We start from the raw sequence: 25144 nt of genomic DNA, 5'->3' as shown, positions 1-25144 counted from the left end.
CGCGAAGGCGGTGTGCCAGTCACCATCAATGTTGAATGTGATGGCCTCTTCGCGGGCAAGCCTCGCTCCTACGGGGACGTAGGCATGACACAAATATTGGGGTTTTACCTGTTTTCCGTTCACGCAGCGCCTTACCACCGCTGCACGCCTCTCTGACGAACGGCCTCACCTGGCTTCCTCGGTTCAGGTGAATTCGGGCGCCCTCCTCGGGCGCCTTTTTTTATGCGGGGACGAGCGGCCATTCGGCCAGCGCCCGATACCGCCCCTTATGGGATTCAAACAAGACAAAGCGATCGGCCCGCAGGAAAAACTCGGGTGGCGTCGCGGACTCAGGCACCGGCACTCGATAGTCGCGCATCAAGGTCAGGTGCGGTCGAAACTCCTTGGGTGCGTCCTCAAAGCCGAACGGCAACATCGCCTGCTCCAGCGCGTACACCAGACGCAGCAACTCCGGTGGTGCCTGCTCCGGCGCCAGCACCAGAACCCCTGCCCTGCGCCAGACATCCATTCGATCCAGCGCCAGCCTCAACGGCGCACCCGGCACCCGAACCTTTGCCGCCGCCGTGCAAATTTCGCCAATTTGCGCCACCGCCACAGCCCCCAAAAACAACAACGTCAGGTGAAAGTTTTCCGCCGGCACCGGGCGCCCGCTGCGCAGCTCCAGTGCGCTGCGCCATTGGGCAATGGCCTTGCGTTGCTCGGGCGGGCAATTGAGTGCGAAAAACAGCCTTTTGAGCGGTTCATGGGATTCGTCAGTCATGCCTGGCAGCTCCTGACATGCACGTTATAGTTGAACCAGCCGAATTCAACGGGAGGGGGCCATGCGAGCAATCATCAGCAAAGAGCCATGGTGGGCGATGCCACCGAAACCGGGTCAGGATGAGTCCGAGCTGGAATGGGGCTGGCTGGTTCACTATAGCGAAGGTGAGCCGCGCTTCGAGTTCGTGAGAGAACGGCCGACGGACAGTGAGATCCGTAACCGCAAAAGTTGCAGGATCACCCCGTCAGCGGAGTGATCCTTTCGTCTGGATCAGGCCTTCACGATCACCTCGAAACCACCAAAGACCAGGCGCTGGCCATCGAATGGCATCGGATTGACGTCCGGCTGCATCCGCGGATCGTTCATGAGTTTGTCCATGCCCGCATTACGGGTGGCCTTGTCGGGCCAGATGATCCAGCTGAACACCACGGTTTCGTCTTCCTTGAGTTTCACCGCCATGGGAAACGAAGTCACCTTGCCGTCCGGCACATCGTCGCCCCAGCACTCAGTGACGCTGAGCGCGCCGCTTTCCTTGAAAATGACGGCGGCGGTTTCGGCGTGTTTCTTGAATTTCTCGCGATTGGCGGTGGGTACGGCAGCGAGGAAGCCATCAACGTAGGACATGGTGTTTCTCCTTCGGTTATGGAACGGTCTGCTGGCTAGTCGATTCCGTGGGGCTCCAATCGACAGCGCCATTGCCCGAACTGACCGGCGGTACGTCGGCACTCCCCGCCAGATTGCCCTCGATTTGCGCCGCCAGGTAAAACGTTCCCGCCATCACGCCGGTGGTCGGGTTCTGCACCAGCTTCATCCAGGCCTTGTCGAACGTATTGCCCAGGCTGCTGCGAATCAGCGCCTCGCTGTCCGGCCGGTCGGCGGCCTGAATCATCGCGCGGATCCCCGCCACCCCGACCGTAATCAGCCCTCCCGCCAGTCGTCCCGCCGCTGCCGCCACTGCACTGGCCGCCCCTCGAGGTGCCATTTCGGCTTCCATCCGCTGGCTGGCACGCTTGGCCACCGGCGCCATCGCCGTGTCGGTCGACCCAACACCCTTGTCGCCGCCAGCCTTGTGAATCTTTTCGATCAACGCCGCGTAGGCCGGTAATGTATTCAGCGGTTGGGTATGCACGACCTGATACAACGACGCGTCGCGAGCCGGCGGCGGTCCCAATGCAATCGCGGGAATTTTCTGGAGGCGGCCGTTGAGCTGGGCCATCGGCACGCCGTGGCGCTGGGAGATTTTCTGTAGTTCTTCTTGGAGGATGTCCACGTAGAAGGCCGTTGCCAGGCCGAGAATCGCGTCAGGATCGATCTCCACCGCCACCGGCGCCAGCACCCGCTTCTGGTATTGCTCCAGCAGATAGGCGGCCAGGCGCTTGGCCGAGGCATCCTGCTCGCCCGCGGCGCTGAGGGAGTACCAGCTGACCTTCATCGACAGCCATTCCTGGGTCCAGTAACTGCTGAACCAAGGAATGAAGTTCTCTTCGGTCAGTTGGTAGACGCGAGTACGCCAGTAATCCATGGCACCGCGGGCGTAGATTTTGGTCTGCTCGGTGGCCGATTTCGACGCCGCGACAATCTCCTGATCCACTTGGCGCCAAGTACTCTCGGCCACCACCACAATCGGCACCACCACTGGGGCACGAACGGGCGTGGCGCATCCCGCCAACACCACCATCACGGCGACGATCAGCGAACGCAGGTTCAAGATCGCGGTTTCCTACAGTGATCCCCGGACGGAATGTCCGGTGTTCGAAAAGCCTATTTATTTGAGTATAGGTGGCGGGGTTTGTTCGCTTGGGGTTGATGGACGGCTTATGGCCTCATCGCGAGCAGGCTCGCTCCTACATTGGATTGCGGTGAACTCGACATTGTAGGAGCGAGCCTGCTCGCGGTGGGGTCCTGAATATCACCATCATCTTTATCGATATTCACCATCGCGACGAATGCCTTCCGCAAAAAAACCACCAGGCGCACGATCACCCCATCCCAAGGCAAAACCCCACACCGGAGGGGCAAATCATGTTGATCCATCTCCTGACCTGCCTGGCCCTGACGGCCATTACCCTGACTGTTTTTTCCTACATTGTCCTCGCCGAGGAGCGCAGATCATGATCCACGCCATTACCCTCTCCGTGAGCTTCCCGGTGTTCGGCAATAACCTCTATTCCCAGGAATTCGTCTCTCGTAAAACACTGTCGCTGGTGTTCGACAAAAAATTCGAGGCATTGCTGATACCGGCAGCCGCGAACCACTTCAACAACGAAGTGGTCGGGCTCAACGATCAGTTCCGGTTTCTCAATGACGTATTGGTTGAACATCTGCTAGAGATCGAGCTAGCCCAGAGCACACCCCGCTCTTCGCGTCAGTTCACGTTTTAGGATGAGGCGGGCCGACGAACGGCCCTCACCTTCCCACTGTTCCCACCACCACAGAAAAACCGGTCCGCACCGTCGGATTCAAGCCCCGATACGCCGACACCGGCCGGCAGCTTGAGGCTTTGCAGCACCTCGCCGGTCTTCGGATCCACGCGCCGCAATTCGCCCTCCTCTTCTTCCCATGTGCCGTGCCAAAGCGCGCCCTCAACCCAGGTCACGCCGGTGACGAAGCGGTTGGATTCGATCGTGCGCAGAATCTTGCCGTTGTCGGGGTCGATCTGGTGGATCTTGCGCTCCCGATACTGACCCACCCACAGCGTGCCTTCGGCCCACGCGAGCCCTGAGTCGCCCCCGCCGCCGGGCGCCGGAATGGTGCCGAGTACCCGGCCGTTCGCAGGATCGATCTTCTGAATGCGATCCTCAGCGATCTGGAACAGGTGCTGGCCGTCAAAGGCTGTGCCCGCATGGGCAGCGACATCGATGGAGCGCAGCGTCTTGCCGCTGGCCGGGTCGAGGGCGTTGAGTTTTTCTCCGGAGGCGAACCAGACGTGCTGACCGTCATAAGAAACGCCATGCACGCTGTCGACGCCCGGAAAGGGTCCGTATTCGCGGATGATTTCGGCAGATGATTGCTTCATAGTTGCATCCTCTTCGTTGGGGGGTGGAATGGATCCTAGTCACCCGACACCCAAGCTGTGAGTAACAAAGTCGTCGCGAATCCCGGCAGCGGCGGCGTCATCCAGCGCCGGGCCCGCCCGCGACCAAACGCCTGCACTTTTCCGGCGGTGGTCAGCGCGTCGAGCGAACGCTGCACGGTGCGCTGACTGGCTTTCAGCGCCAAGGCGAGCGCCGAACTCGACCACGACTCACCGTCTGCCAGAAAGGCGAGCAGCGCCGCCTGCGGCTCTTCGACGGGCCGCGCCAACACCACAACGTCGTCAGCAATCTGTGGTTGCAGCGCAAACCCGCGCTGGGTCGCACTGACACCGGCCAGAGGTTTCAGCGCCGCGCGAAGCCGACCGATTTCGACCCGCAGCCGCGCGCGATGGGACTCGTCGGTGAGCTTCAAGCGAAAGGCCTGGGTGATGAGTGTTTCCCTTGCCACATCCCCGGGCCAGGCTTCGGCCAACGCCCGCACGAGGGTAAACAACACCGGGCGTCTGGCCAGGGACACTGACATTCCAGCACCGCGCACGCCGTATCGGCACGCGTCCACCACCAGGGATGTCGACCCGAGCAGCGCTTCCACTTCATCCAGCAACAGTGGGCGCTCCTCGCCACGGGCAATCAATCGTGCGGCGGGGGTGTTGAGGACTTGAGCGGCGTGTTCGACCTCGGCGGTCAGCGCGGGAATAGCGGCGTCGGACGCAGCACGATGAGCCCTTTCGAGGGCAGAGCGCGCCCTTTTTGTTTCGAGTCGCCGCACGGCGATCCCCGCCACCACCAGTTCATGAACGGCGCGCAGTGCCGGCGGCAGTGGCGCAGGGTCAAGCTCGGCGAGCATCCCTTCGACCTCATCAAGACTTCCGATCAACAGCAAACGTCGAATCTGCAAATACCGCGCATGGGCCGCATTCGGGCCATCGCCATGGGCCTCCAGCGTCACTCGTGCCGCTTCGAGCGCCTTCACCGGCCAGCCCAGATCCCGTGAAGCCAGGGCGATTTCGGCCTCGGCGACCACGCACCGCGCACGGGCCAAAGGTGCTTTCTGACCGAAGGTGCGTGCGGCTCTGCGCACCAATTCCTTTGCCCGAACCAGATCGCCCAACTGCGCCATGGCGATGCCGCGAAGCGCCAGCGCCAGCGCCGGTGCATCGTCGCGCAGGGCAACCCGGTTCAGCGCCCCGAGGGGATCACCCGCTGCGAGTGCGTGCGCTGCAGCGGTGATCAGCGAGTCCATTTGAAATGCGCCACACGTGCCACTCCCACCGTTCGATACCCGTTGATGAGTCTATCTCACGCCAACAAAACAGCCCGCGGGTTAAGCGCATCCCCTGTAGGAGCGAGCCTGCTCGCGATGGCGGTGGATCAGTCACCATCACTATTGAATGTGATGACGCCATCGCGAGCAGGCTCGCTCCTACAGGGGTTGCGCTGAGCCGGCTGGCGTGGTCATCGCGGGCGCTTTGCCTCCTGCACCCATTCGCGCGGGCTGGTGCCGGTTTTACGCCGAAAAGCCCGGGCCAGCGCCGAGGGGCTTTCGTAGCCGACTTCATCGGCGATCAGCGCAATCGACTTGCCTTCACGCAAGCGTTTCTGCGCCAGGCTGATCCGCCAGCTCACCAGGTAGTCGACCGGCGTCTGTCCCACCACCGAGCGAAAGTACTCGGCGAAACTGGCGCGGGACATATTGGCCGCCGCCGACAGTTCAGCCACGGTCCAGGCCTTACCGGGCGAGTCGTGCATCAAGCTCAAGGGGCGCGCAAGGCGCGGATCGGCGAGGCCAGCCATCATCCCGGGCGTCTGATCACGGCTGGTCAGAATGTGCCGCAACAACTGAATCACCAGCAGTTCGAACAGCCGGTCCATCATCGCTTCGCGACCACAAACACCACCGAACGCCTCGCTGAAGAGCCAGTCCAGCGTACCGGCCAGGGTCGGGATGCTGTCGAGCTTGAGCACCAGGTATTCAGGCAGCGCGGCCGCCAGGGCATTGCCCGACCCGCCGTCGAATTCCAGGGTGGCGCACACCAGTTGAGTGCCCGACGCTTCGCTGGCGAACAACCGATGACGATAAGGTCGCGGGAAGAAAATCAGCGTCGGCTCGCTGAGCTGCAGGTCTCGCTCATCGGCCAGTTTGAGCGTCAGTTCGCCGGCCTGAAGCAAATGCAGGTGCCCGGTGGCCTGATCGCCATCGAAAGCCGTGGCGCCACAAAAATCCCCGCTGTGGAAGGTTCCGGCACTGACACCGAAATGCGTAAGCAACGTGGACAAGCGATCCATGGTACGACTCCCGGGGGACATTTCTGGACGATCTGTCGCATATCCTCGACGATTTGCACCCTAACGACCAGCGTCGATCAATAGCATAGACCCCGTACCCAGCGCATACCGCGCTTGAATCTACGGAGCATCACCATGAGCCGCATCACCGCCCTGAGTCTTGAACACGCCACCGACACCACCCGTCCGCTGCTGGAAGGCGTACAGAAAAAAATCGGCTTCTTGCCCAACGTCTTCAAGACGCTGGCCCATGCCCCCGCCGTGCTGGCTGCCTATCTGCAACAGTCGGTGGCCCTGGGCAAAACGTCCCTGACCGCCCCTGAAAAAGAAGCCATTTCCCTGGCAACTTCTCAGGTCAACGGTTGCGACTACTGCCTGGCGGCGCATACCGTGTTCGCCGGTAAGGCCGGGCTGTCCGCACAAGACATCCTTAGCGCTCGACACGGCCAACTCAATGCCTTCGCCACGCTTGCCCGGCAAATCACCGAAAGCCGTGGCCATTTGAGCAACGAGCAAATTGAAGCAGCGCGTGCAGCCGGTATCACCGACGCCAAGATCATCGAGGTGGTCGCCCACATTGCCTCGCAGACCCTGACCAACTACCTCAACAATCTGGCCCTGACCGAGATCGACTTCCCTGCGATCGACGCTTGAACCGGATCTCCAATCTGAGGAGTGCATGCCATGAGTACCGTGACGCTTTACACCACTGACACCTGCCCTTACTGCCGCAATGCCAAGGCGTTGCTGGCCAGCAAAGGCATCGCCACCCGGGAAATAAACGTTCAGTCGGACCCCGGCAAATTTCAGGAAATGCTCACCCGCAGCGGCCGTCGCAGCGTGCCGCAAATATTTATCGGTGACACCCACGTCGGAGGCTTCGACGACCTGGCCAAACTGGACCGCCAAGGTGCCTTGATGTCGATGCTGGCCTGAAGCTGTGATCCAAAGTCCCTTCCCTCTTCCTGGCCAGACTTCTATCACCCCATAGAAGTCTGGCCAGGTCGTTTTGCCACTATTCAATTAATTTCTGGTAGGTTGTACGATGACCGACGAGTCATCCATAACAACAAGGAAATACCCATGAAGAAAGTCAAATTGCTGATCGGTTTTTTGTGCCTGTTCAGTGGCTACGTAGCGGCAGCCCCTGTACCGGGCGAGAAGGATGTCGCGAACGCGGTGGACCATCTGACGCAAGCCATGCTCAACAAGAACATCCCCGAACTGAAAGCGTTGACCGCTGAAAACCTTACCTACGGCCACTCCAGCGGTAAGGTCCAGAACAAGAAAGACTTCATCGCCGATATCGAAACGGGAAAGAGCGCCTTCAAAACCCTGGAAATGCAGAACCAGACCATCACCGTTTCGGGTGATGTCGCGTTGGTCCGGCACCATTTCTCGGCACAGGCGATCAAGGGCACCGAGCTGGTCCCGACTGAAATCGAGAACTTCCAGATTTGGCAAAAGAAGGCTGGCAAATGGCTGCTGGTAGGCCGACAAGCCTTCCGCATCTGAATAACAAAAATCCCGCCCAGGAACACCTGAGCGGGATTTTTTATGCCGACATTTTAGGCAATCGGGATCAGCGGATCAGCCGCTGCCCATGCCGTTTCGCGATTGGCCGCCGGTGGGTAGATCCACACGGTGTTGATCTGGGTTTTCAGCGACTTGCCCTCCTCCTTGACCAGTTTGACCTGGCGATCCCAACCCTCGGTGTAGACCGCGCCCCAGGCGCCCAAATCCAGGCAAGTCACGTATTTCGGCTGACTGTATGGCGTCGGGTCCACGCCGAGGATCTGCGCCGCGACGTTGTTGCCTGCATGCCGGCCCAGGACGATGGCGTGTTGGCACGTCATCAGGGCGTAGTTACCGATGTCATCAGACGCGGCGTAAGCCACATCGCCCGTGGCGAAAATGTCGTCCTGGCCGATGACTTTCAGATGCGCGTCGACGTGCAGGCGGCCGAGGTGATCGCGTTCGGCCGGGATCTGCTCGGTCAGCGAGCTTGCCCGTACACCGGTGGTCCAGACCACGGTCTTGGCGTCGATGCGTTGGCCATCGGCCAAGGTGACACCGTTTTCATCGACGGCAACCACCGACGATTTCAAGCGCCACTGCACGCCCAGCTCAGTGCTGGCTTCGGCGATCGACTGGGCGATTTCAGTGCCCATGGACGCACCGACTTTTTCACCGCGATCGACAATGATCACTTCTATGTCGGCCTTGTCACCGAGGATGGCTCGCAGACGCGCCGGCATTTCAGTCGCCGTTTCAATCCCGGTGAAACCGCCACCGGCCACCACTACGGTGTTGCGGGCTTTGCTGTCTGGCAGGTTGGCCAGGGATTTCAGATGATTTTCCAGGCGGACGGCTTGTTCGATCTGGTCCACGTCGAAGGCATATTTGGCCACGCCGGGAGTGTTGGGCAACGCCAGGCCGCTGCCGGTGGCCAGAACGAGTTTGTCGTAGCTGCACACCTGCTTGGTACCCGATGCATCGGTGTAGCCGACGTGTTTCTTCTGCACGTCGATGGTTTCTGCGGCGCCCTTGATGAACTTCACACCGACGGCATCGAACAGTTCACCGATGGGTGCGGCCAGCTGATGAGCATTCGGCTCGTAGAAACGCGGACGTACGCGCAGCTCGGCCTGAGGCGCCAGTACCGTGACTTCCACGTCGTTGTGATTATGGATATCGAACAGGCGCGTGGCGCTCAATGCCGTCCACATGCCACCGAAACCTGCGCCGATTACCAGAATGTGCTGTTTCATTGTTTCACTCCGAAGAAGACCAAAGACTGAACCCGTCGCCGAGCTGACAACGGCGACTATAGTGATCCGAGTTGCGATAAGCAACGACCTTCTATCGATGGTTACCATCAGAAATCCAGATACCCCAGAAAGCTCTGATCTATAAGCAGAACAGGACAGCCAGACGATTTAACCCATGCCAATGGTTCGTTGCACCTCTGAACATCGGCTGGTAATATTGGCGACTCATTCAGTCGGAGATAACCATGTCTCTTTACAGTGCAGGCGTTGAATACGGCATTCATTGCCTGCTTTTTCTGGTAGGCGATTACGGCGATAGCCGTGAGGCGAGCGTGCGCGACCTCGCTGAGCTGCAAGGCGTGCCGCTGGATTACCTGGCGAAAATCTTCACCAAGCTGGCCAAGGCCAAACTGGTGGTGGCGACCGAAGGCGTGCGCGGCGGGTTCAAGCTGGCGCGGCCGGCTGACGAAATCAGCGTGCTGGATATCGTCAACGCCATCGATGGCCAGAAGCTGATCTTCGATTGCCGTGATATCCGCGGCCGTTGTGCGCTGTTTGACGGCTCCCCGCCGACTTGGGCCGTGGAAGGTCATTGCTCGGTGCACGCGGTCATGATGACTGCGCAACAACGTATGGAAGACGCCCTCGCCCAGCAGACCATTCTCGACCTGGCCCGCAGGGTCGGACGTAAAGCCCCGGCCGAGTTCGGCGCCCAAGTGGACACGTGGATGAATGATCGGCGGGAAAAGAAAACCGTGACCGGCACTCAGCCCGATGGTGAACAGATCATCCCGGTGACCGATATTTCCGACTGACGATTCGTCAGGGGCGCTCTATGATTAAGGCCCATGACGACCTCTGCTCCGATCCGCTCACCCTGCCCGCCCGGCGCCTGCATCTGCGGGCGAGACCCGTTGCTGGAAACACCGGGGGCGGATGTGCGCATCCTGTTTCTGACCCGGCAGGAAGAAAAGCGCCTGCTCGATCGTCTGGAAAACCTGCAAAGCCTGGCTGACCTCGAACGTTTGCAAAACCGCATGTACGAACAATTGGGCATCCGCGTGGACATCGTCCCCAGCTTCAACGAAGTACGCACCATGCGCGGCATCAGCATCACCCTCGGCGAATTGCCCGGCCTGTGCCGCAAAACCCGCCAGTCAATCCCGGCCGCCATCCGCCGCAGCCTCGAGAAGCGCCCAGAGATTGCCTACGAGATTCTCAACGCCAACGACCTGTTGCGCGACGCCTGAGGTCAGCCCCATGAACCTCGTTCTCGAATTCCCCGTGACAGACGAAATCCTGACGTCCTACGCCTTGGCAATCGGCGCTGATCTGCCGGGTTATCGCAATCACATTTATCGGGTGCTGAACTTCTATAGCGCGATCAGCGGCATTGCAGGCCTGCCGTCCGAGGCCGTGCAAATCGCGGCGGCGTTTCATGACCTGGGCATCTGGACGGATGGCACCATCGATTATCTGGAACCCTCGGTTCGCCTGGCCACGGACTATCTCGCCAACCAGCAACTGTCGCACCTGAATGAAGAAGTGACCGCGCTGATTCTGGAGCACCACAAAGTGCGGCCCTACGTGGCCGACCATGCGCTCAGCGTCGAGCCCTTCCGGCGCGCCGATGTCATTGATGTGTCCCTCGGGCTGATGACCTTCGGCCTGCCACGGGCTTACATCAAAACCGTGAAGTCAGCGCTGCCCAACCAAGGCTTTCACGGGATGCTGCTGAGGCAAACCGCGCGGCAATTCCTGCGCTCACCGCTCAAGCCGCTGCCCATGTTTCGCTGGTGAAACAGGCGTCGACGGCGGCGCCATTCAATCGTTGAAAAGGCCACTTAACAGGATCAGCGGTCGTACGCAGACGGCCCGGCGCTGCTATGCCTTCACATGGGGCAAGTATCTGTAGACACAGCGTCACCGTGGTCCCGGCGCCAACCCGGTGCGCACAGACAAACAGGTGCCAATCCGTTGAAGGAGGTGGCAAATGTTATTCATCGTCAGTTGGTCGATCAATCCGGAAAACCGCAACAAGGCAATCGAGCGTTTTCTCAAGACCGGGGCCGTACCACCCGCCGGCGTCAAGATGCTCGGGCGCTGGCATGCCGTTGGCGGTTCAAGCGGTTTTGGCGTGGCAGAAGCCAGTGATCTGGTGCAGATACAAAAGTGGGTGCTGGAGTGGAACGACGTCATGAAGATGGAGGTTAAGGCGGCACTGACCGATGAACAGATGGCGCCGTTGTTGGCGGGCACGGTCGGTAAGTAATCGTCATCGGGCGGCGGGCAGTGCTCGCCGCCTCATGCGAGCGCCCGGCGAACTGTGCATGACTGACTGGAAATTTCTGCGGGCGAACCTACGCTCATCGCGAAGGATCCGGTTTTCAGCCAGGGTTTTCTTGCCTGGACTGGCCGGGCCAACCCTGCGCTGACCCCCACGGAGTAGATAGCATATGAACCTGTCGCAGAAACTGTTCATCGGCGCTGCACTTGCCAGCCTGTTGCTCGGCGGGTGCACCTCGAAAATCACCGAAAAAGACCAGTACTCAGGCTTCCTGTCCAACTACAACAACTTGCAGCAAGTCACCACCACCAGCGGCGAGACCGCCATGCGCTGGGTGAGTCCGTCGTGGAATCCGGATGCCTACAACACCGTTGCGTTCAACAAGCTGGAACTGTACCCGGCGCCGCAGCCCAACGAGCGGGTCAATCGGCAAACCCTGGATGAATTGCAAAGCTACATGTCCAACAAGGCCAAAGGTGTGCTGGGGCAGAAATACAAGGTCGTATCGAGCGCAAAAGCAGCGCCGGCCGGTTCGAAAACCCTGATCATGCGCTCGGCGATCACCGGGGTGAACGCCGAAAACGAAGGGATGAAATGGTATGAAGTGGTGCCTGTCGCGGCCGTGGTCGGTGGTGTTTCCGCTGCCAGCGGGCATCGGGATCAGGACACCACTCTATTCATCGAGGCCGAGTTTATCGATGCGAGCAACAACCAGACCGTGGCCAAGGTTGTGCGCAAGGTGTTTGGCAGCACCCTGGAAAACGCCAGCCAGAAGATCACGGCCAAAGACTTCAAGGTCGCGATCGACAAACTGACCAGCGATTTGCAGGCGTTTATCCGGTAGCAATGCACCCTGCAGCTGCCTTGTGGCGAGGGGATTTATCCCCGTTCGGCGACGAAGTCGTCGTAAAACCTGAACGCACGGTCTACCTAATGCACCGCGTCGTCTGAGTTCACGACTGCTTCGCAGCCGAACGGGGCGGTGCGACGTTTCGCTAAATCCCCTCGCCACAACGCGTTGCTCGGCAGCTGCTACAAAGGATGCGGTTAACCAAGGGGGCTATTTTTTCATGCCCACCCGCCGACGCATGTCGGCGGTGATCGATTGCCGGGTTTTCTTCAGATCCGCCCAAGGCTCATCACCCACTTCGGCCAGTCGCTCGTGCACGTTGTGGATGTTCCACTGATTACCGCCCTTCAATTCCGCCACCTCCTCACGAAAGACCGGCACCGACACCGGCATCCCTTCGCGGGTGCGCGCGGCGTAGGCGCAAATGGTCGTGGCGCCCAGACCGTTACGCAGGTAATCGATGAAAATCCGCCCGACACGATTCTTCGGCCCCGACACTGCGGAAAAACGCTCCGGCAGCAACTTGGCCATGTGGCTGACAATCGCATGGCTGAAGTCCTTCACCTCATCCCAACCCAACTTGCGAGTCAGCGGCACCACTAGGTGAATCCCCTTGCCGCCGCTGGTCTTGAGGAAGGACTTGAGCCCGAGTTCATCGAGCACCGACAGGGTCAACTGGGTCGCTTCGACCATGCTTTTCCACGGCAGCGCCGGGTCCGGGTCGAGGTCGAGGACGAAGCGGTCAGGTTTATCAAGGTTGTCCGAGGTGGCGTTCCAGGTATGCAGCTCCACAGTGCTCATCTGCACGGCGCCAATCAGCGCTTCGGCGCTGTTGATGATCATCACCGGTTGACCGGTGACGTCCTTGTCCAGCGTGGTGATCCCGGGAATGGCCAGGCGCTCGGCGTTCTTCTGAAAGAACAGATCGCCGGCAATGCCGTCCGGGGCGCGCACCAACGCCACTGGCCGATCCTTGAGCTCGGGCAAAATCCACTCGGCTACGCTGGCGTAATACTCCGCCAGTTGCACTTTGGTGGTGCCGCTGCTGGCGTCGATCACCCGGTCCGGGTGAGTAATGCGCACCTTGCCCGCACCGAGGCCGATTTGTGAGGGCGCGGGCGCTGCCTTGGCCGGTTTCTTTTTCGCCGCGGCGGCCGGTTTGTCAGCGACGGCTTTTTTGCTGGTCTGGGCTTTCACGGCTTTCGGACGCTCCTCGGTGATGTCTTCGGCGGGTTTGTCATCGCGCAAGCCATGGAACACCGCATGGCGCACCGAACCCTCCTTGGTCATCTCGGCGAACGCGACTTCTGCGAGCAAGACAGGTTTGAGCCAATGCACACCCTTGGCTTCAAAACCGGTCGGCGGATTGGCCACCGCAGGCTTTTTCGCCTGCAACGGTTTCAGCTGTTCGTAGATGTGCTTGAGGGTGTTCTCGTTAAAACCGGTGCCGACCTTGCCGGCGTAACGCAACTCGCCGCTGTCACGGTCATGCAGGCCCAGCAGCAACGCACCAAAGGCATTGCGCGCACCTTTCGGATCGGTATAGCCGACCACGACGAATTCCTGCCGATGTTTGCACTTGAGCTTGATCCAGTCACTGCTGCGCCGGGACACGTAAGGCGAGCCCAGGCGCTTGCCGATCAGCCCTTCCATCTGCATCTGACAGGCGCTGTTGAGCAAGGCTTCCGGTTCTTCGCCGAACGCGTCGGAGAAGCGCAGCAGCGGATCTTTATTGGGTTTGAGCACCGTCGCCAGCGCGACCCGTCGCTCCTCGACCGGCACCTCGCGCAGGTCCACGCCATTGAGGTAAGGCATGTCGAACAGGTAGTAAACAATGTTGCCGCTGCGATTGGACTCGAAGGCATTTTGCAGCGCCTGAAAGTCCGGCACGCCCTGCTCGTCGGCCACCACCATTTCACCGTCGAGCCAGGCGGATTCGAGGCCCAGCGACGCCAGTGCCTCGGCCTGTTTCGGCAGTTTGTGGGTCCAGTCGTGGCCGTTGCGGGTGAAGAGTTTCACCTCGTCGTGGTCGATGCGGGCCATGATCCGATAGCCGTCGAACTTGATCTCATAGCTCCACTCGCCCTGCGGGGCTTTCTCCACCAGCGTCGCCAGTTCGGGTTTGAGCTGGGCGGGCAGTTTGGCTTTGTGAGCGCCGGTGAGTTGGGCTGACTGCTCCTTCGGCGTGACCTTGCGCGCCGGCTTCTTCACCGGTTTGGGTTTGTCGGCGGTCTTCGCCTTCTTGGGGAGAATGGTCCGGTCACTGAGCACGCTGTCCGGCTCGGCGACGACCACGTCGTAATCGCTTTCGGGTTTGGCCGCACTGTCCTGATGCTTGATCAGAAACCACTGCTCCTGCTTGCCCGGCATGTGGGTGCGCACCAGATTCCACAGGCCGCCGAGTTTCTCGCCTTGCAGCTCGAACTTGAGCTTGCCCTTGGCATAGGCCTTGGCCGGATCTTCCTGCGGGATCCACACGCCACGGTCCCAGACGATCACGTCACCGGCGCCGTAATGTCCTTCAGGAATGCTGCCCTCGAACGTGGCGTAATCGATCGGATGGTCTTCAACGTGGACCGCCAGGCGCTTGACCTTGGGGTCCAGCGAAGGGCCTTTCGGCACCGCCCAGCTCTTCAACGCGCCATCGAGCTCCAGGCGAAAGTCATAGTGCAACCGCGAGGCATCGTGCTTCTGGATACAGAACTGCAAGGCATGGTCTTTCGCGGTTTTTTTGGCTGACCGTTTCGCCGCCGGCTCAGAGGTCGCCGAGAAATCGCGCATGCGGTTGTAATCGTCCAGGTTCTTGCTCATGGCGCACCTGCTGACTCAACGCTTCCCCCAATGCCGGGGCCGATGCGCGTAACGATCAGGGCCACCACCGCAATCCGCTCGACCCGTTGATAGCCTGGGGTCAGCAGTTCTTCACCAAACACGTCGGGATCGAGTTCGCGATAAGTCCAGCCGAACAGGGGCGATTCCAGACGCGGAATCAGTGCCTCCAGAAACGGATCCCGGCCCTCGATCATTGCCACCCCGGTGTACAACACCAAGGAGCCACCGGGCGCAAGGCGATACAACGCCTGCTCGACAATGCGTAAAGACAATTGCGCGCCCAACTCGCCGCCGCCATGGCGATAAGCTCGCTCGGCGGGGTCTGCCATGTACGGTGGATTGGCGACGATCAGATCGAAATGGCCGTCGACGTCCTGCAGCACATCGCTGGCTTCGACGGTGACATTGGAGACTTCGGCAAGTGCCGCGTTGACGGCCGTCAGGCGCAGCGCCGCTGGATTGATATCGACGGCCAGCACTTCGGCCTCATGGCGCGCGCGGGCAATCACGATCGCCCCGACACCTGCGCCGCAGCCAATGTCCACGGCGCGCCGGATCGGTGCAAAAGTTTGTTGCAGGTGGGCATGAATCAGCTGCGCGAAACGGTAAGTGTCCGGGCCGAAGAACACCGCATCCGCCGCATCCGTGGGGAACCCCGAGTGCACGAACAGCAGATCATCCAGGCTGGACCAACGCACACGGCTTTTCAGTCGGCCGTTACTTTCTTGAAGGACGCCCTCCTGCTGCAACTGCCGCTGCTCGTCCGTCGACAACAGGCCAGGTTCGAACGAGCGCGACCAGCCGAACACATCGCGCAGGGTCCGGGCGGTTTGCCCGAAGGCACGATCATTAACCCGCTGGTGGGTTAGCGGCGTCGGGGTGATAAAGCGGTAGCCATCGGCCTGCAAGCGGCGCCCCAGTTGCACCAGTGCCAGATCGGCAGCGTCCAGTTGCTCTTCCTGATTCATGCAGTGCTCCTATCGCAGGCGGGATTTGAGTTCGATAAACCGTCGCGTGGCCATCAGGCCGGCCGGATGGGAATGTCGATGGGCCGACAGCCACGGGATTAACACCGGCATCTGCTCGTGCGCGGTGAGCCCGTCCAGCGCGGTTTGCAGGCTCTGGATATCCGGGTCGTTGTCGGACAGCGTCGGTTCGGTCGCGACACTCGTGCCCCGGCGAACCGCTGTGGGTGGGCGTTCAGGCGTCCAGTCGCCAGCGATCCAGTCATGCAGCAGCTGTTTTTCATAAGGGCTGAACACGCCGAACATGGCGGCGCCGTCCCCCTCGATCAACTGCCAGAAACGGCTGGCTTGAGGGTCCTGCTGACGTTTGATCCAGCCTTTGTTTTCCATTGCAGCGAGGAAACCGGGCAACTGTTCCGGTGACGACAGCCATTGGTTGACGGTCTTGCCTTCAAAGCGGCAGTAGTCGGAATGCATGTGCTGGCCGAACGGGCGCTTGCGCTCAAGCATGTTGAGCAACTCGGCGTCGAGGTCGAACGATTCGATGATTGCGCGACTGCCCTGCCCCAGATCGTTGAGCCGATAACCCAACGCGATCCGGCGCAGAAAGTCTTCACGATCGCCTTCCACCGGCAGCAGTTGCAGCACCGACTGCACAGCTTTGTGCGCGTGGCCGGTGCTGGCATTGTCGATGGTCACATGCAGGGTGAAGTAATACGGATCGATGCCCAATTCGCTGAGCTCATAGGCGCTGATCAGCAAATGCAGTGGCAGTTGTTCGTAGCCAAGATTGTAGCCGATCACCTCAGGCAGAAACTCGTCGGCGGATTCACCCAGCGCCAGTTGTATCGCGCCTTGCAGGTAGTGCTCGTCGGCGATCACCCCGGTGTCTTGCAAGCCATGTTCGGCCAGCAGTTTGCGGTAAATCACCACATGATTCTGCGCGGGGTTGCCGTCGCCCAGTTCCTCCAGATAAGTGCAAATCAGCCCTTCGAAACGCGGGTCGCGCCAGTGGCGCAGGAGGCCAAACAGCCAGGCGCCGTCGACCAGTTTGGTCGGGGCAACGGCTTGCAGGAAGAACAGCGCGTGCGCCTTGTTGGTGAAGAACTGGCGCGGCCCGCCTGCCTTGCGTTGCTGCAGGTAGTCAGCGTATTGGCGAGCAACATCGACGCTGTGCTGTTCAACGAAAGATTGCAGCGCCGACAGGTCCGTCGGCATCTCCTGAGGCAGGTCGGTGGCATGTTCGAGCTGCGCCTCAAGAAAGGTTCGGGCGAGTGTGCGCCGTTGCTCGGGGTCGTCGCCAAGCAGCAAATGTTCATAGGCCTGTCTCAGGCTTCCGGCGGCCGGGATCGGGTGTTCGTCGGCAGGCCGCGATTCAAGTCGTGTCAGGGCAGTCATAGGCGCATCTCTCGGTCTGAGGCCAGTGGCAGGACGCTCAATCAAGACGTCTCTACTTCAGAAGAGCGATTTGCCCGGAAAAAAATTCAATCGGCGTTGAAATTGCCCTGACGGACGGGCCTGGGTGGCGGAGTCCAGCCGGCGCGACAGGCATATACTCAGCGGGTGTTTACTCATCTTCGGAGAGCAATCATGCGAACGGTGCACGTCATCGAGCAATCGCCGGCGCCGGTGAACGTCGTAGGTGAGGCGATCACGATCCTCGCGGGCGGCGATCTGAGCAAACCCTTTGAAATGCATATTCAGGAAGGCGTGCAAGGCGGAGGGCCGCCACCGCACTTTCATCCGTGGGATGAAGCGTTTTACGTGGTCGACGGTCAGGTCGAAGTGACCGTGGCGGGCAAGTCCACCACCGTCTCCGCCGGGGGTTACGTGCATATTCCCGGGGGCGCCATCCATGCCTACAAGAACATCAGCCCTACCGCGAAGATGATTGGCGTGGTGTCCGACCCGCGTGGCGGGCAGTTTTTTGCGGCCGTGCATCAATTAAGAGTGCCGGAGGATTTGCCCCGGATACTCGAGATTGCCGAGGCGCACGGGGTTATCTTCCTGATCCCGAAATCCCCGCCAACTTTGTAGCAGCTGCCGAGCTGCGCGAGGCTCCGTTCGGCGACGAAGTCGTCGTGAAATCAGGCCTCGCGGTGCACCAGGATGACCGCATGCGCAGGTTTTACGACGACTTCGTCGCCGAACGCAGCCTCGCGTTGCTCGGCAGCTGCTACAAGTCGGTGGTCACTATGCAACACCACCCTTGGCCTGCTGCTCCAGATGCACTTGCAAATCCGGTTCAATCTTAAGCGCGGCCGCCAGTTCATCCAGATAGTTGCGCTCGGCCTCCTGCTGATCGTCCACCAGCATCACACTGGCAAGATACATTTCCGCCGCCATGCCTGGATCCGTCGCCGACTGCGCCACATCAGCAGCATCCAGTGGCCGGGCAACTTCATCATCCAGCCATTGCTGCAGTTCCGGGTCATCGGTGTGGCGTCCGATTTCGGTACTGATCATCTGCTTCTCGGAATCGTCGATCCGGCCATCGGCCTTCGCTGCAGCTATTAATGCGCGCAGGACTGCATGGCTGTGGTCCTCGACTTCCGGGCCGGATAAAAGATCGACGGTGCGCGGTGCCTCTTGCGGCGCAGCAGCCTGATTGCGTTGCCACGCCTGATACGCCTGAAAGGCCATCATCCCGAGCGACGCCAGGGCCGCGTAGTTGGTGCCACCCCCCGAGCGGGTCTGGGTCGAGCCGCCCATGGGTGAGCCGCCGCCCAACAGACCACCGAGCAACCCACCCAAACCGCCACCGCCCGCGCTTGAGCCGGCGCCACCGCCCAACAGGCCGCCAAGCAATCCGCCCAGACCGCCGCCGATGCCTCCCTGAGCGGATGCGCCACCCTGTTGCGCCCCGGAGCCCTGGCCCCGCAGAAGTTGTTCGAGCAAATCGCTGGTGTTCATGACGACGTCCTCATCGATGGGAGTGACCCGGTCAGGCAACAATAGTCCTCGCTACTAAATGCGCCACCACCGTTTGGCCTGAAGCACCTTATTTAAGTGAACATCAGTACGGATTAATCCAGAGTATTTCTTGCCGGCCCAGCTAAGATTCACAGACGGTGAACCTTATTCCCGGATTTCCGGTCGATACCTGCAACCGAACCGGTTTGCCGCCGCCCTCGATGATGAGGGTGATGACTGGCTTGCTTCACTTTTTGGAGAACGCCCCCGTGATATCCACCCTACACATCGCCAGGCTCAAAGCATGGGGCGCCCATGGTTTTACCGCCACCGGCGTGGTCACTGCCTTCCTCGCCACCCTCGCCTTGCTGGAAAACCAGGCCACCAACTGCCTGCTGTGGCTGGGCGTGGCCCTGATCGTCGATGGGCTGGACGGTGCCTTGGCGCGCAAGGTCAATGTGCAATCGGTGCTGCCCAGTTTCGATGGATCGATCCTCGATCTGGTGATCGACTACCTGACGTATGTGTTCATCCCCGCGCTGTTCATCTATCGCTACATCCCGTTGCCGGACTACACATTGCTGCTGACCGTGTCGCTGATTCTGGTCTCGTCGCTGTTTTGCTTCTGCAACGTCAACATGAAAAGCAAGGACAACTACTTCCAGGGCTTCCCCGCCGCGTGGAACGTGGTTGCCCTGTGCCTGTACATCATCGCTCCGTCGCCATGGATTACCTTCCTGACCGTCATCGGCCTGGCCTTGCTGACCGTGACGCGCATGAAGTTCCTGCACCCCTTCCGCGTGCGCAAGTTCATGCCGATCAACATCGCCGTGACGGCCATCTGGTTGCTGTGCAGCTTGTCGCTGGTGGTCAACCATCCGGTCATCAACCCGATGGTGATGGGGCTTTGGCTGCTGATGTCGGCTTACTTCCTGGGGATCTGCATCTGGCGCACCGCCATGGAGTGGTTTGACGGATCGCGTCACAAGTAGCCCGGCATGGCCATCCATATCGTACGACTCGGCTCACCCCGCTCGACCGATGAAGGCCTTCGGATCGGCACGGTACGCCGCCCGCCTCGCGGTGTACCGAAGGCCGAGTTTGCCAGCCGGGACTTTTATGATGTGTGGCAACCGCTGCTTTCGCCGAGTGCGGAGCTGGTGGCCGAAGCCAAAGCGGCCGAGGATGAGAAAGCCTGGGAGGCGTTCAGGCGCAAGTTCAAGGCTGAAATGAACCATCCCGCGCCCAATCAGTTGCTGGATCTGCTGGCCGCCCTTTCCCATCAAACGTCGCTGGCGGTTGGTTGCTACTGCGAAGAAGAAGCGCATTGCCATCGGTCAGTGTTGCGGGAACTGCTGGAAGCACGCGGAGCGCAGATCGCTTAGCTCCCACAGTTGAACGTATCAATTAGCAGATCTTAGACTCAAGCACTATTTTATTATTCTGAGCCGCAATAAAAACCGCTCCAAAGAGTTCAACTAGCTAATCTCATAGTCGACATCTTTATTAACGTCAACTGTCAACTATTACAGGTGCGCGTCTGCTAGCCAAACCTGTAGCCTCCACCATGAACCAGCACTCTGATTTCCGCCTTAAATTTAAATTGAGGAGCTAACATTCATGAACACCCCTAACTCAGAACTTAATAACATTTCCGGTACTGTATATGTCTTTGGTGACAAATCTACCGTCAATAATCTTACCGATGCGCTGAGGTGTGTATGCTCCAAAGCTTCGGTTTGGCCAGGTTTGACTCCCAATAATATCGATAGCCCCCCAGAAAAAAGAGCACGTGACATCACCATTAACACTGCTCACGCTGAACACAAGTCGTCCGAGCGTCACTACGCACACGTTGACGCCCCAACTCACGCTAGCTACGTAACCAGCATGATTGACGGTCCTGCCCGGGAGGATGGCGCTATCTTGGCTGTCGCGGCCACTGATGGTCCGATGCAATTCCGCAAGCACATCCTGTCGTCCCGCCAGGCTGGCATTTCGAACCTCGTTGTATTCGTGAACAATACTACAAATGTTGACGACGAAAACCAGCTGGCGTTTTTGATGACATTGCGAAACGAGCTGGATATTAATGGTTACTCGGGTAGCGACACTCCGGTCATCATCGGTTCAGCGCTGATGGCGTTGGAGGGTCAAGACAACAATCAGATGGGCACTACAGCCGTTAAGAAGTTGGTCGAGACGATGGATACTTATATTCGGACGTCTGAACATGCTGATTGACAAGCTGCTCCTGACACCGGCCGTGGACGTGTTCTCGATCTCTGGTCGCGATATTGTTATGACAGATCGTGTTGAGCGTGGCATTTAAAAGTAAGGGACGAAAATGAGGTTGTTGGTATTCGTGACACAGTCAAAACTACTGACCGACGTAGAGTATCCCGCAAGTGGAAGTCATAGATGGTGGTAGTCATCAAGGACGGATATACCTCTAAAACTCGCCATTCAAACTTCACGATTGGGTATGTCACTGCGAGGTCGAGGTGCAGTGCCACACGCTCCGTGTTGCGCAAACTGCTGGAAGTACGACGCCAAGGTTGTTTAGCTATAAATAACACCAGAAATCCTTGTGGGAGCGAGCTTGCTCGCGATAGCAGACTGTCAGTCGACATTTAAATCGACAGGTAGTCAGTCATCGCGAGCAAGCTCGCTCCCAAAGGTTTTTTGGGTGTTCAAGGGATTGAGTTACCAATTTGTCGCAACTATCGATCACCACGTAGTCGCCACCGCGAGTCTTGATTGCGATGTCGTGAGCAGCGTATTTGTCGACCCCGCCCATCAAGAGCGCGGACTCGGCCGGCAATTGATGGCAATGATCGAAACCCTCGCCACCGAGGCGAACATCGAGGTATTGCGCGTCCCCTCCTCCATCACCGCGCAAGCCTTCTACTCCAAACTGGGCTTTCGAAAGGTCCGCGATGAATTCCACGGTGCCGAGCGCACCATCATCATGGAACTGCGCCTTCCCCGGGCCGCCGGACGGGACGTTGATCATGGTCAATACTTAAGGGATTGAATGGCTATTGAATGACCGCTGTCTCTTCGTTCACCCACGGGAGGTTTGCCATGTCTGGTCAATCACGCTTCATGCTGGTCGCCTCGCCACTGATGGAGCACAGCCCCGCCTTCGACCGGGCCGCGGCGCTGGCCAAGGCCGAAGACGCGGCGTTGCACATCGTGGCTTTCGATTATCTGGAAGGCCTGGCGACCGCCAGCCTGGTCAACGAAAAGGCCCTGGAGCAGATGCGTCTGGGCTACGTCGATCGACACCGCCAGTGGCTCGAAGAACAGGCCCGGCCCTTGCGCAAGATCGGCGTGCACGTCACCACTGAGGTGGCGTGGGTCGAACGCCCGCTGGAAGAAATCCTGATTCACCTCAAAGAGCAGCCGATGGACGTGCTGATCAAGGCACTGGAGCACGAATCGTTGCTGTCGCGGCTGTTGTTTACCCCGCTCGACGTGCACCTGCTGCGCGAATGCCCGGTACCGCTGCATTTCGTCAGCCATGCCGTTCACGCCCTGCCACGCAGGATCGTCGCGGCGGTCGACCCTTTCCATCGCGACGATCACTACAAAACGTTCAATGACCGGATCCTGCACGAAGCGGCGAAACTGGCGAGTGCCTGTAACGCCGAACTGGATGTGGTCTATGCCTATGACCTTTCATCCATCAGCGCGGACGAGTTCGGCTTCGACAATGGTTCGGCGTTTTTCAATTCCGGCAAGGCCAAGACCCTGTTCGACTACCAGGAAGACGCCTTCAACGAATTGGCCGAACGCAACGGCATCGCGCCCGAGCAACGGCACATGATCATGGGCAACCCGGCCAAGGTGCTGACCCGTTATGCCGATGCGTATGACGTCGACGTGATTGTCATGGGCCGGGTCGGCCATCGCGGTTTGGGCCGGTTGATTGGCAGCACGGTGGAGCATCTTCTGTACAAAATGCCGTGCAGTGTGTGGGTGGTGTACACCGAGCGGGTGGATGAGTGACCCTCTTTCAGACACCGCAAAGCCCCTGTAGGAGTGAGCCTGCTCGCGATAGCGGTCTATCAGTCAATATCTACATCGACTGATAGACCGCTATCGCGAGCAGGCTCACTCCTACAGGGGTTTTGTGTTGTTGGTTCAGCGTCGGGTGATTACCACTTCCAGGTATTCACTCGGCACCACCAACGATTTTTCTCCCGCCCTGTTCATCCGGTTGATCAGTTCGGTCAGGTCGCTTTCAAAGGCCTGGGCACCGTCGGGAGGCAGCGCTGCGAAGGCCTTGTGGAGTGGGCCGTACCAGTTGCGAAAAGTGTCAATGAAGTGCGCCGCCGAGCGGTAGCGGAAGTTGAAGGTCCGCCGCGTCACCTGCACCAGGAAGCTGCGTTCATCGAACTGCGAGTGCAACCAGGCTTCGTTTCCCCAATTTGAGGGCGGTTGCGCGCCGGCCGGTGGCGGCATGTGCTGGCCCAGGGTCTTGAACATCTGGCCGACAAAGCCTTCAGGCGTCCAGTTGGCCAGGCCGATCCGGCCGCCGGGGCGACAGACGCGCGCCAGTTCCGCGGCGGCTTTGGGCTGGTCCGGCGTAAACATCACACCGAAGGTCGAGAGCACGGCATCGAAGCTCGCGTCTTCGAACGGCAGTGCCTCGGCATCGGCGACCTGGAAGGTCACGTCCAGGCGTTCTGCCCGGGCCCGGTCTTCGCCGCGTTCCAGCAGCGCGGGGACGTAATCGGTGGAAGTGACGTTGCAGCCACGGCGTGCGGCGGCCAGCGTCGCATTGCCGTTGCCGGCGGCCACGTCCAGCACACGCTCGTCGCAGAGCAAGTCACAGGCTTCGGCCAGTTGCTCGCCGACAATCTGCAGGGTGGTGCCGATCACGGCATAGTCGCCGCTGGCCCAGGAGGCCATCTGGCGGTTTTTCAAGGCAGTGAGATCAATGGGGGTACTCATTAAGTCAGCTCCGTAGGGTTGGAACGCTGCCCCGGCTTATTCCGCCGTGGTCGGATCGATGATGTTCATGACTTGAGAAATGCGGTTGGCCGGGAAACCGCTCTGCCTGGCGTGCTCCTGAATCAGCGCTTCGCTGGGCGAGATGTACACGCAGTACAACTTGTCGCCCGTGACATAACTCTGAAGCCACTGCACCTCCGGTAGCTCGCGCAACGCCCGGCAGGACTTTTGCGAAGCGGCTTTCAAATCCCTTTCTGACAGTGTTCCAGCACCTGGAATCTCGCGTTCTATGACGAACTTCGGCATAGCAACCTCTCATTCTTGTTATGGATGACAGGGTCGGCAGTGGCCCTGTAGGCAAACTATCGCTCCGCTGCACGCCTGCGTCCTGCCCGATCGTCGGGCAACACTACCCGATCGTCCGGAGAATTCACGTTTGGCGCAGACGCGCTCACAATCAGGAAGCCCTCCGCACGGAAACCACCATGGACGCCCTGTCCCAAACCCTGCGCGTCGTCCGCCTGGTCGGTGCGATTTTCATCAATGCCAGGTTCACTGCGCCCTGGTGCTACCAGTCGCCCAGCGCCGACACGGCGGCACCGTTTCTGGAGCCTGGCGCAGAGCGGGTGGTGATCTTTCACTTGATCACCGAAGGCGAGTGCTATGTCGAAATGGGCAACGATCCGCCGCTGCGGCTGACGGCCGGCGATGTGGTGGTGTTCCCTCAGGGCGACGCCCATCGCATGAGCTCTCAACCCGGATTAACGCCGGTCACCGGCAAGCGCCTGGACGTGGTGCTGGCACGCCGTCCCCGGCAACTGAGCTATGGCGGTGGCGGCGCGGTGACGCGGCTGGTGTGCGGTTATCTGGCGTGCGATACGCGGTTGGCGGGCATGTTGCTGACGGGGTTGCCGGCCGTGGTCCGGGTCAATGTGCGCGGCTCGAATGCCGGCATCTGGCTGGAATCTTCAGTCCGTTATGCGCTGGCCGAAGCGCGCTCGCCCAGGCCGGGCGGCGAAGGTGTGCTGGCGAAACTGGCCGAAGTGTTGTTCATCGAGGTGTTGCGCCTGTACATGAACGAGCACGGTGAAGGCCGGACCGGTTGGCTCGCAGGTGTGGGCGACCGGATCGTCGGCGCTGCCCTGAATGCGTTGCACAAAAAACCCTGTCACGCCTGGACGCTGGATGAACTGGCGCGGACCGCTGGCACGTCAAGGTCGGTGTTGGCGGAACGCTTCGCGCAACTGGTGGGGAGTTCGCCGATGCAGTACCTGACGCAGTGGCGGATGTTGCTGGCGGCCAACCTGTTACGCAGCAGTAACAGTTCGTTGATGCGGATTGCCGAAGAGGTGGGTTACCAGACCGACACGGCGTTCAGCCGGGCCTTTCGTCGAGAGTACGGCGCGCCACCAGCGGCGTGGCGGCGCAATCAGGAGAAAAAACCAATGGCCCACGGCGCGCAGCCAGTGAGCCATTGATTTCG

At 60.0% G+C, this 25144-nt stretch carries 29 protein-coding genes and 1 pseudogene; 17 read left to right on the top strand and 13 right to left on the bottom strand.

Annotation, left to right across the window (positions count from 1 at the left end; translation table 11 throughout):
- Positions 1–220 precede the first annotated feature (220 nt).
- Positions 221–760 (bottom strand): RNA 2',3'-cyclic phosphodiesterase, encoded by a 540-nt coding sequence (gene thpR / locus ACYZTY_RS10280; protein WP_461958372.1) that lies wholly within the window; start codon positions 758–760, stop codon positions 221–223.
- A gap of 61 nt (positions 761–821) precedes the next feature.
- Between thpR and ACYZTY_RS10275 the strand changes: the two genes are divergently transcribed.
- Positions 822–1016 carry a hypothetical protein gene (locus tag ACYZTY_RS10275; RefSeq protein ID WP_131062293.1) on the top strand — a complete coding sequence of 65 codons (195 nt, stop codon included), beginning with the start codon at positions 822–824 and terminating at the stop codon, positions 1014–1016.
- 14 nt (positions 1017–1030) lie between these two features.
- On the opposite strand, the gene ACYZTY_RS10270 is transcribed toward ACYZTY_RS10275, so the two are convergent.
- Both ACYZTY_RS10270 and ACYZTY_RS10265 read right to left on the bottom strand, forming a co-directional pair.
- On the bottom strand, positions 1031–1384 hold the full coding sequence (locus ACYZTY_RS10270) for a DUF1428 domain-containing protein (protein ID WP_461958371.1): 354 nt from the start codon (positions 1382–1384) through the stop codon (positions 1031–1033).
- A gap of 16 nt (positions 1385–1400) precedes the next feature.
- Complete coding sequence (locus tag ACYZTY_RS10265) at positions 1401–2468, bottom strand: hypothetical protein (protein WP_461958370.1); 1068 nt, start codon at positions 2466–2468, stop codon at positions 1401–1403.
- Between the two features lie 403 nt (positions 2469–2871).
- Between ACYZTY_RS10265 and ACYZTY_RS10260 the strand changes: the two genes are divergently transcribed.
- Positions 2872–3141 (top strand): hypothetical protein, encoded by a 270-nt coding sequence (locus ACYZTY_RS10260; RefSeq protein ID WP_461958369.1) that lies wholly within the window; start codon positions 2872–2874, stop codon positions 3139–3141.
- On the opposite strand, the gene ACYZTY_RS10255 is transcribed toward ACYZTY_RS10260, so the two are convergent.
- The 3 genes from ACYZTY_RS10255 to ACYZTY_RS10245 form a co-directional block, all read right to left on the bottom strand.
- Positions 3138–3776, bottom strand: a complete 639-nt coding sequence (locus tag ACYZTY_RS10255) for a Vgb family protein (RefSeq protein ID WP_461958368.1) — start codon at positions 3774–3776, stop codon at positions 3138–3140. The two genes, ACYZTY_RS10260 and ACYZTY_RS10255, sit on opposite strands and share 4 nt — an antisense overlap.
- A 35-nt stretch (positions 3777–3811) precedes the next feature.
- Positions 3812–5038 (bottom strand): helix-turn-helix domain-containing protein, encoded by a 1227-nt coding sequence (locus ACYZTY_RS10250; protein WP_461958367.1) that lies wholly within the window; start codon positions 5036–5038, stop codon positions 3812–3814.
- A 212-nt stretch (positions 5039–5250) separates the two neighbouring features.
- Positions 5251–6081 carry an AraC family transcriptional regulator gene (locus tag ACYZTY_RS10245; RefSeq protein WP_461958366.1) on the bottom strand — a complete coding sequence of 277 codons (831 nt, stop codon included), beginning with the start codon at positions 6079–6081 and terminating at the stop codon, positions 5251–5253.
- A gap of 135 nt (positions 6082–6216) precedes the next feature.
- Here ACYZTY_RS10245 and ACYZTY_RS10240 point away from each other — a divergent pair, with 135 nt between their 5' ends.
- From ACYZTY_RS10240 to ACYZTY_RS10230, 3 genes are all read left to right on the top strand, one after another.
- Positions 6217–6735: a carboxymuconolactone decarboxylase family protein gene (locus ACYZTY_RS10240; RefSeq protein WP_461958365.1), complete on the top strand. Its 519-nt coding sequence runs from the start codon at positions 6217–6219 to the stop codon at positions 6733–6735.
- Between the two features lie 30 nt (positions 6736–6765).
- A complete protein-coding gene (gene grxC / locus ACYZTY_RS10235; RefSeq protein WP_461958364.1) occupies positions 6766–7017 on the top strand; it encodes a glutaredoxin 3 in 252 nt (83 codons plus the stop codon).
- 147 nt (positions 7018–7164) lie between these two features.
- Entirely contained in the window at positions 7165–7596 is a 432-nt protein-coding gene (locus ACYZTY_RS10230) for a nuclear transport factor 2 family protein (RefSeq protein ID WP_461958363.1), read from the top strand.
- 53 nt (positions 7597–7649) lie between these two features.
- On the opposite strand, the gene ACYZTY_RS10225 is transcribed toward ACYZTY_RS10230, so the two are convergent.
- The gene (locus ACYZTY_RS10225) at positions 7650–8852 is read right to left on the bottom strand and encodes an NAD(P)/FAD-dependent oxidoreductase (protein WP_461958362.1); all 1203 of its coding nucleotides are present in this window, start codon (positions 8850–8852) and stop codon (positions 7650–7652) included.
- Between the two features lie 245 nt (positions 8853–9097).
- On the opposite strand from ACYZTY_RS10225, the gene ACYZTY_RS10220 reads away from it, so the two are divergent.
- The 5 genes from ACYZTY_RS10220 (at position 9098) to ACYZTY_RS10200 (ending at position 11983) form a co-directional block, all read left to right on the top strand.
- Entirely contained in the window at positions 9098–9667 is a 570-nt protein-coding gene (locus ACYZTY_RS10220) for an RrF2 family transcriptional regulator (RefSeq protein ID WP_461958361.1), read from the top strand.
- A 33-nt stretch (positions 9668–9700) separates the two neighbouring features.
- Positions 9701–10102: a hypothetical protein gene (locus ACYZTY_RS10215; protein WP_461958360.1), complete on the top strand. Its 402-nt coding sequence runs from the start codon at positions 9701–9703 to the stop codon at positions 10100–10102.
- Between the two features lie 10 nt (positions 10103–10112).
- Positions 10113–10652, top strand: a complete 540-nt coding sequence (locus ACYZTY_RS10210) for an HD domain-containing protein (RefSeq protein ID WP_461958359.1) — start codon at positions 10113–10115, stop codon at positions 10650–10652.
- 193 nt (positions 10653–10845) lie between these two features.
- The gene (locus ACYZTY_RS10205) at positions 10846–11124 is read left to right on the top strand and encodes a DUF3303 domain-containing protein (RefSeq protein WP_461958358.1); all 279 of its coding nucleotides are present in this window, start codon (positions 10846–10848) and stop codon (positions 11122–11124) included.
- A 184-nt stretch (positions 11125–11308) separates the two neighbouring features.
- On the top strand, positions 11309–11983 hold the full coding sequence (locus ACYZTY_RS10200) for a DUF3313 domain-containing protein (protein WP_461958357.1): 675 nt from the start codon (positions 11309–11311) through the stop codon (positions 11981–11983).
- Positions 11984–12199: 216 nt separating this feature from the next.
- On the opposite strand, the gene ligD is transcribed toward ACYZTY_RS10200, so the two are convergent.
- Genes ligD through ACYZTY_RS10185 form a run of 3 tightly spaced genes read right to left on the bottom strand, consistent with a single transcriptional unit; the run spans position 12200 to position 17184 of the window.
- Positions 12200–14800 (bottom strand): DNA ligase D, encoded by a 2601-nt coding sequence (gene ligD, locus ACYZTY_RS10195; protein ID WP_461958356.1) that lies wholly within the window; start codon positions 14798–14800, stop codon positions 12200–12202.
- Positions 14797–15789 (bottom strand): methyltransferase, encoded by a 993-nt coding sequence (locus ACYZTY_RS10190; RefSeq protein ID WP_461958355.1) that lies wholly within the window; start codon positions 15787–15789, stop codon positions 14797–14799. Before ACYZTY_RS10190 ends, ligD begins: the two co-directional genes overlap by 4 nt.
- A 9-nt stretch (positions 15790–15798) precedes the next feature.
- Positions 15799–17184, bottom strand: a complete 1386-nt coding sequence (locus ACYZTY_RS10185; protein WP_461958354.1) for an iron-containing redox enzyme family protein — start codon at positions 17182–17184, stop codon at positions 15799–15801.
- A gap of 192 nt (positions 17185–17376) precedes the next feature.
- Between ACYZTY_RS10185 and ACYZTY_RS10180 the strand changes: the two genes are divergently transcribed.
- On the top strand, positions 17377–17823 hold the full coding sequence (locus ACYZTY_RS10180) for a cupin domain-containing protein (protein ID WP_461958353.1): 447 nt from the start codon (positions 17377–17379) through the stop codon (positions 17821–17823).
- A 156-nt stretch (positions 17824–17979) separates the two neighbouring features.
- Here ACYZTY_RS10180 and ACYZTY_RS10175 read toward each other — a convergent pair whose 3' ends face one another.
- Positions 17980–18699: a tellurite resistance TerB family protein gene (locus ACYZTY_RS10175; protein ID WP_461958352.1), complete on the bottom strand. Its 720-nt coding sequence runs from the start codon at positions 18697–18699 to the stop codon at positions 17980–17982.
- Between the two features lie 269 nt (positions 18700–18968).
- Here ACYZTY_RS10175 and pcsA point away from each other — a divergent pair, with 269 nt between their 5' ends.
- From pcsA to ACYZTY_RS10150, 5 genes and pseudogenes are all read left to right on the top strand, one after another.
- Positions 18969–19691: a phosphatidylcholine synthase gene (gene pcsA / locus ACYZTY_RS10170; protein ID WP_094471814.1), complete on the top strand. Its 723-nt coding sequence runs from the start codon at positions 18969–18971 to the stop codon at positions 19689–19691.
- 6 nt (positions 19692–19697) lie between these two features.
- Positions 19698–20084, top strand: a complete 387-nt coding sequence (locus tag ACYZTY_RS10165) for a DUF488 domain-containing protein (RefSeq protein WP_461958351.1) — start codon at positions 19698–19700, stop codon at positions 20082–20084.
- A gap of 235 nt (positions 20085–20319) precedes the next feature.
- The gene (locus ACYZTY_RS10160; RefSeq protein ID WP_461958350.1) at positions 20320–20943 is read left to right on the top strand and encodes a GTP-binding protein; all 624 of its coding nucleotides are present in this window, start codon (positions 20320–20322) and stop codon (positions 20941–20943) included.
- Positions 20944–21412: 469 nt separating this feature from the next.
- A pseudogene (locus ACYZTY_RS10155) lies at positions 21413–21736 on the top strand (GNAT family N-acetyltransferase); the annotation flags it as partial.
- Positions 21737–21786: 50 nt separating this feature from the next.
- On the top strand, positions 21787–22713 hold the full coding sequence (locus ACYZTY_RS10150) for a universal stress protein (RefSeq protein ID WP_461958349.1): 927 nt from the start codon (positions 21787–21789) through the stop codon (positions 22711–22713).
- 135 nt (positions 22714–22848) lie between these two features.
- On the opposite strand, the gene ACYZTY_RS10145 is transcribed toward ACYZTY_RS10150, so the two are convergent.
- The gene (locus ACYZTY_RS10145) at positions 22849–23661 is read right to left on the bottom strand and encodes a class I SAM-dependent methyltransferase (RefSeq protein WP_461958348.1); all 813 of its coding nucleotides are present in this window, start codon (positions 23659–23661) and stop codon (positions 22849–22851) included.
- Between the two features lie 36 nt (positions 23662–23697).
- Positions 23698–23967 (bottom strand): DUF4242 domain-containing protein, encoded by a 270-nt coding sequence (locus ACYZTY_RS10140; RefSeq protein ID WP_461958347.1) that lies wholly within the window; start codon positions 23965–23967, stop codon positions 23698–23700.
- Between the two features lie 179 nt (positions 23968–24146).
- Between ACYZTY_RS10140 and ACYZTY_RS10135 the strand changes: the two genes are divergently transcribed.
- Positions 24147–25139 carry an AraC family transcriptional regulator gene (locus ACYZTY_RS10135; RefSeq protein ID WP_461958346.1) on the top strand — a complete coding sequence of 331 codons (993 nt, stop codon included), beginning with the start codon at positions 24147–24149 and terminating at the stop codon, positions 25137–25139.
- The last annotated feature ends 5 nt before the right edge of the window (positions 25140–25144 follow it).

The sequence above is a fragment of the Pseudomonas sp. LB1P83 genome, assembly GCF_054897885.1.
This window is presented reverse-complemented; position numbering and strand designations above follow the sequence as displayed.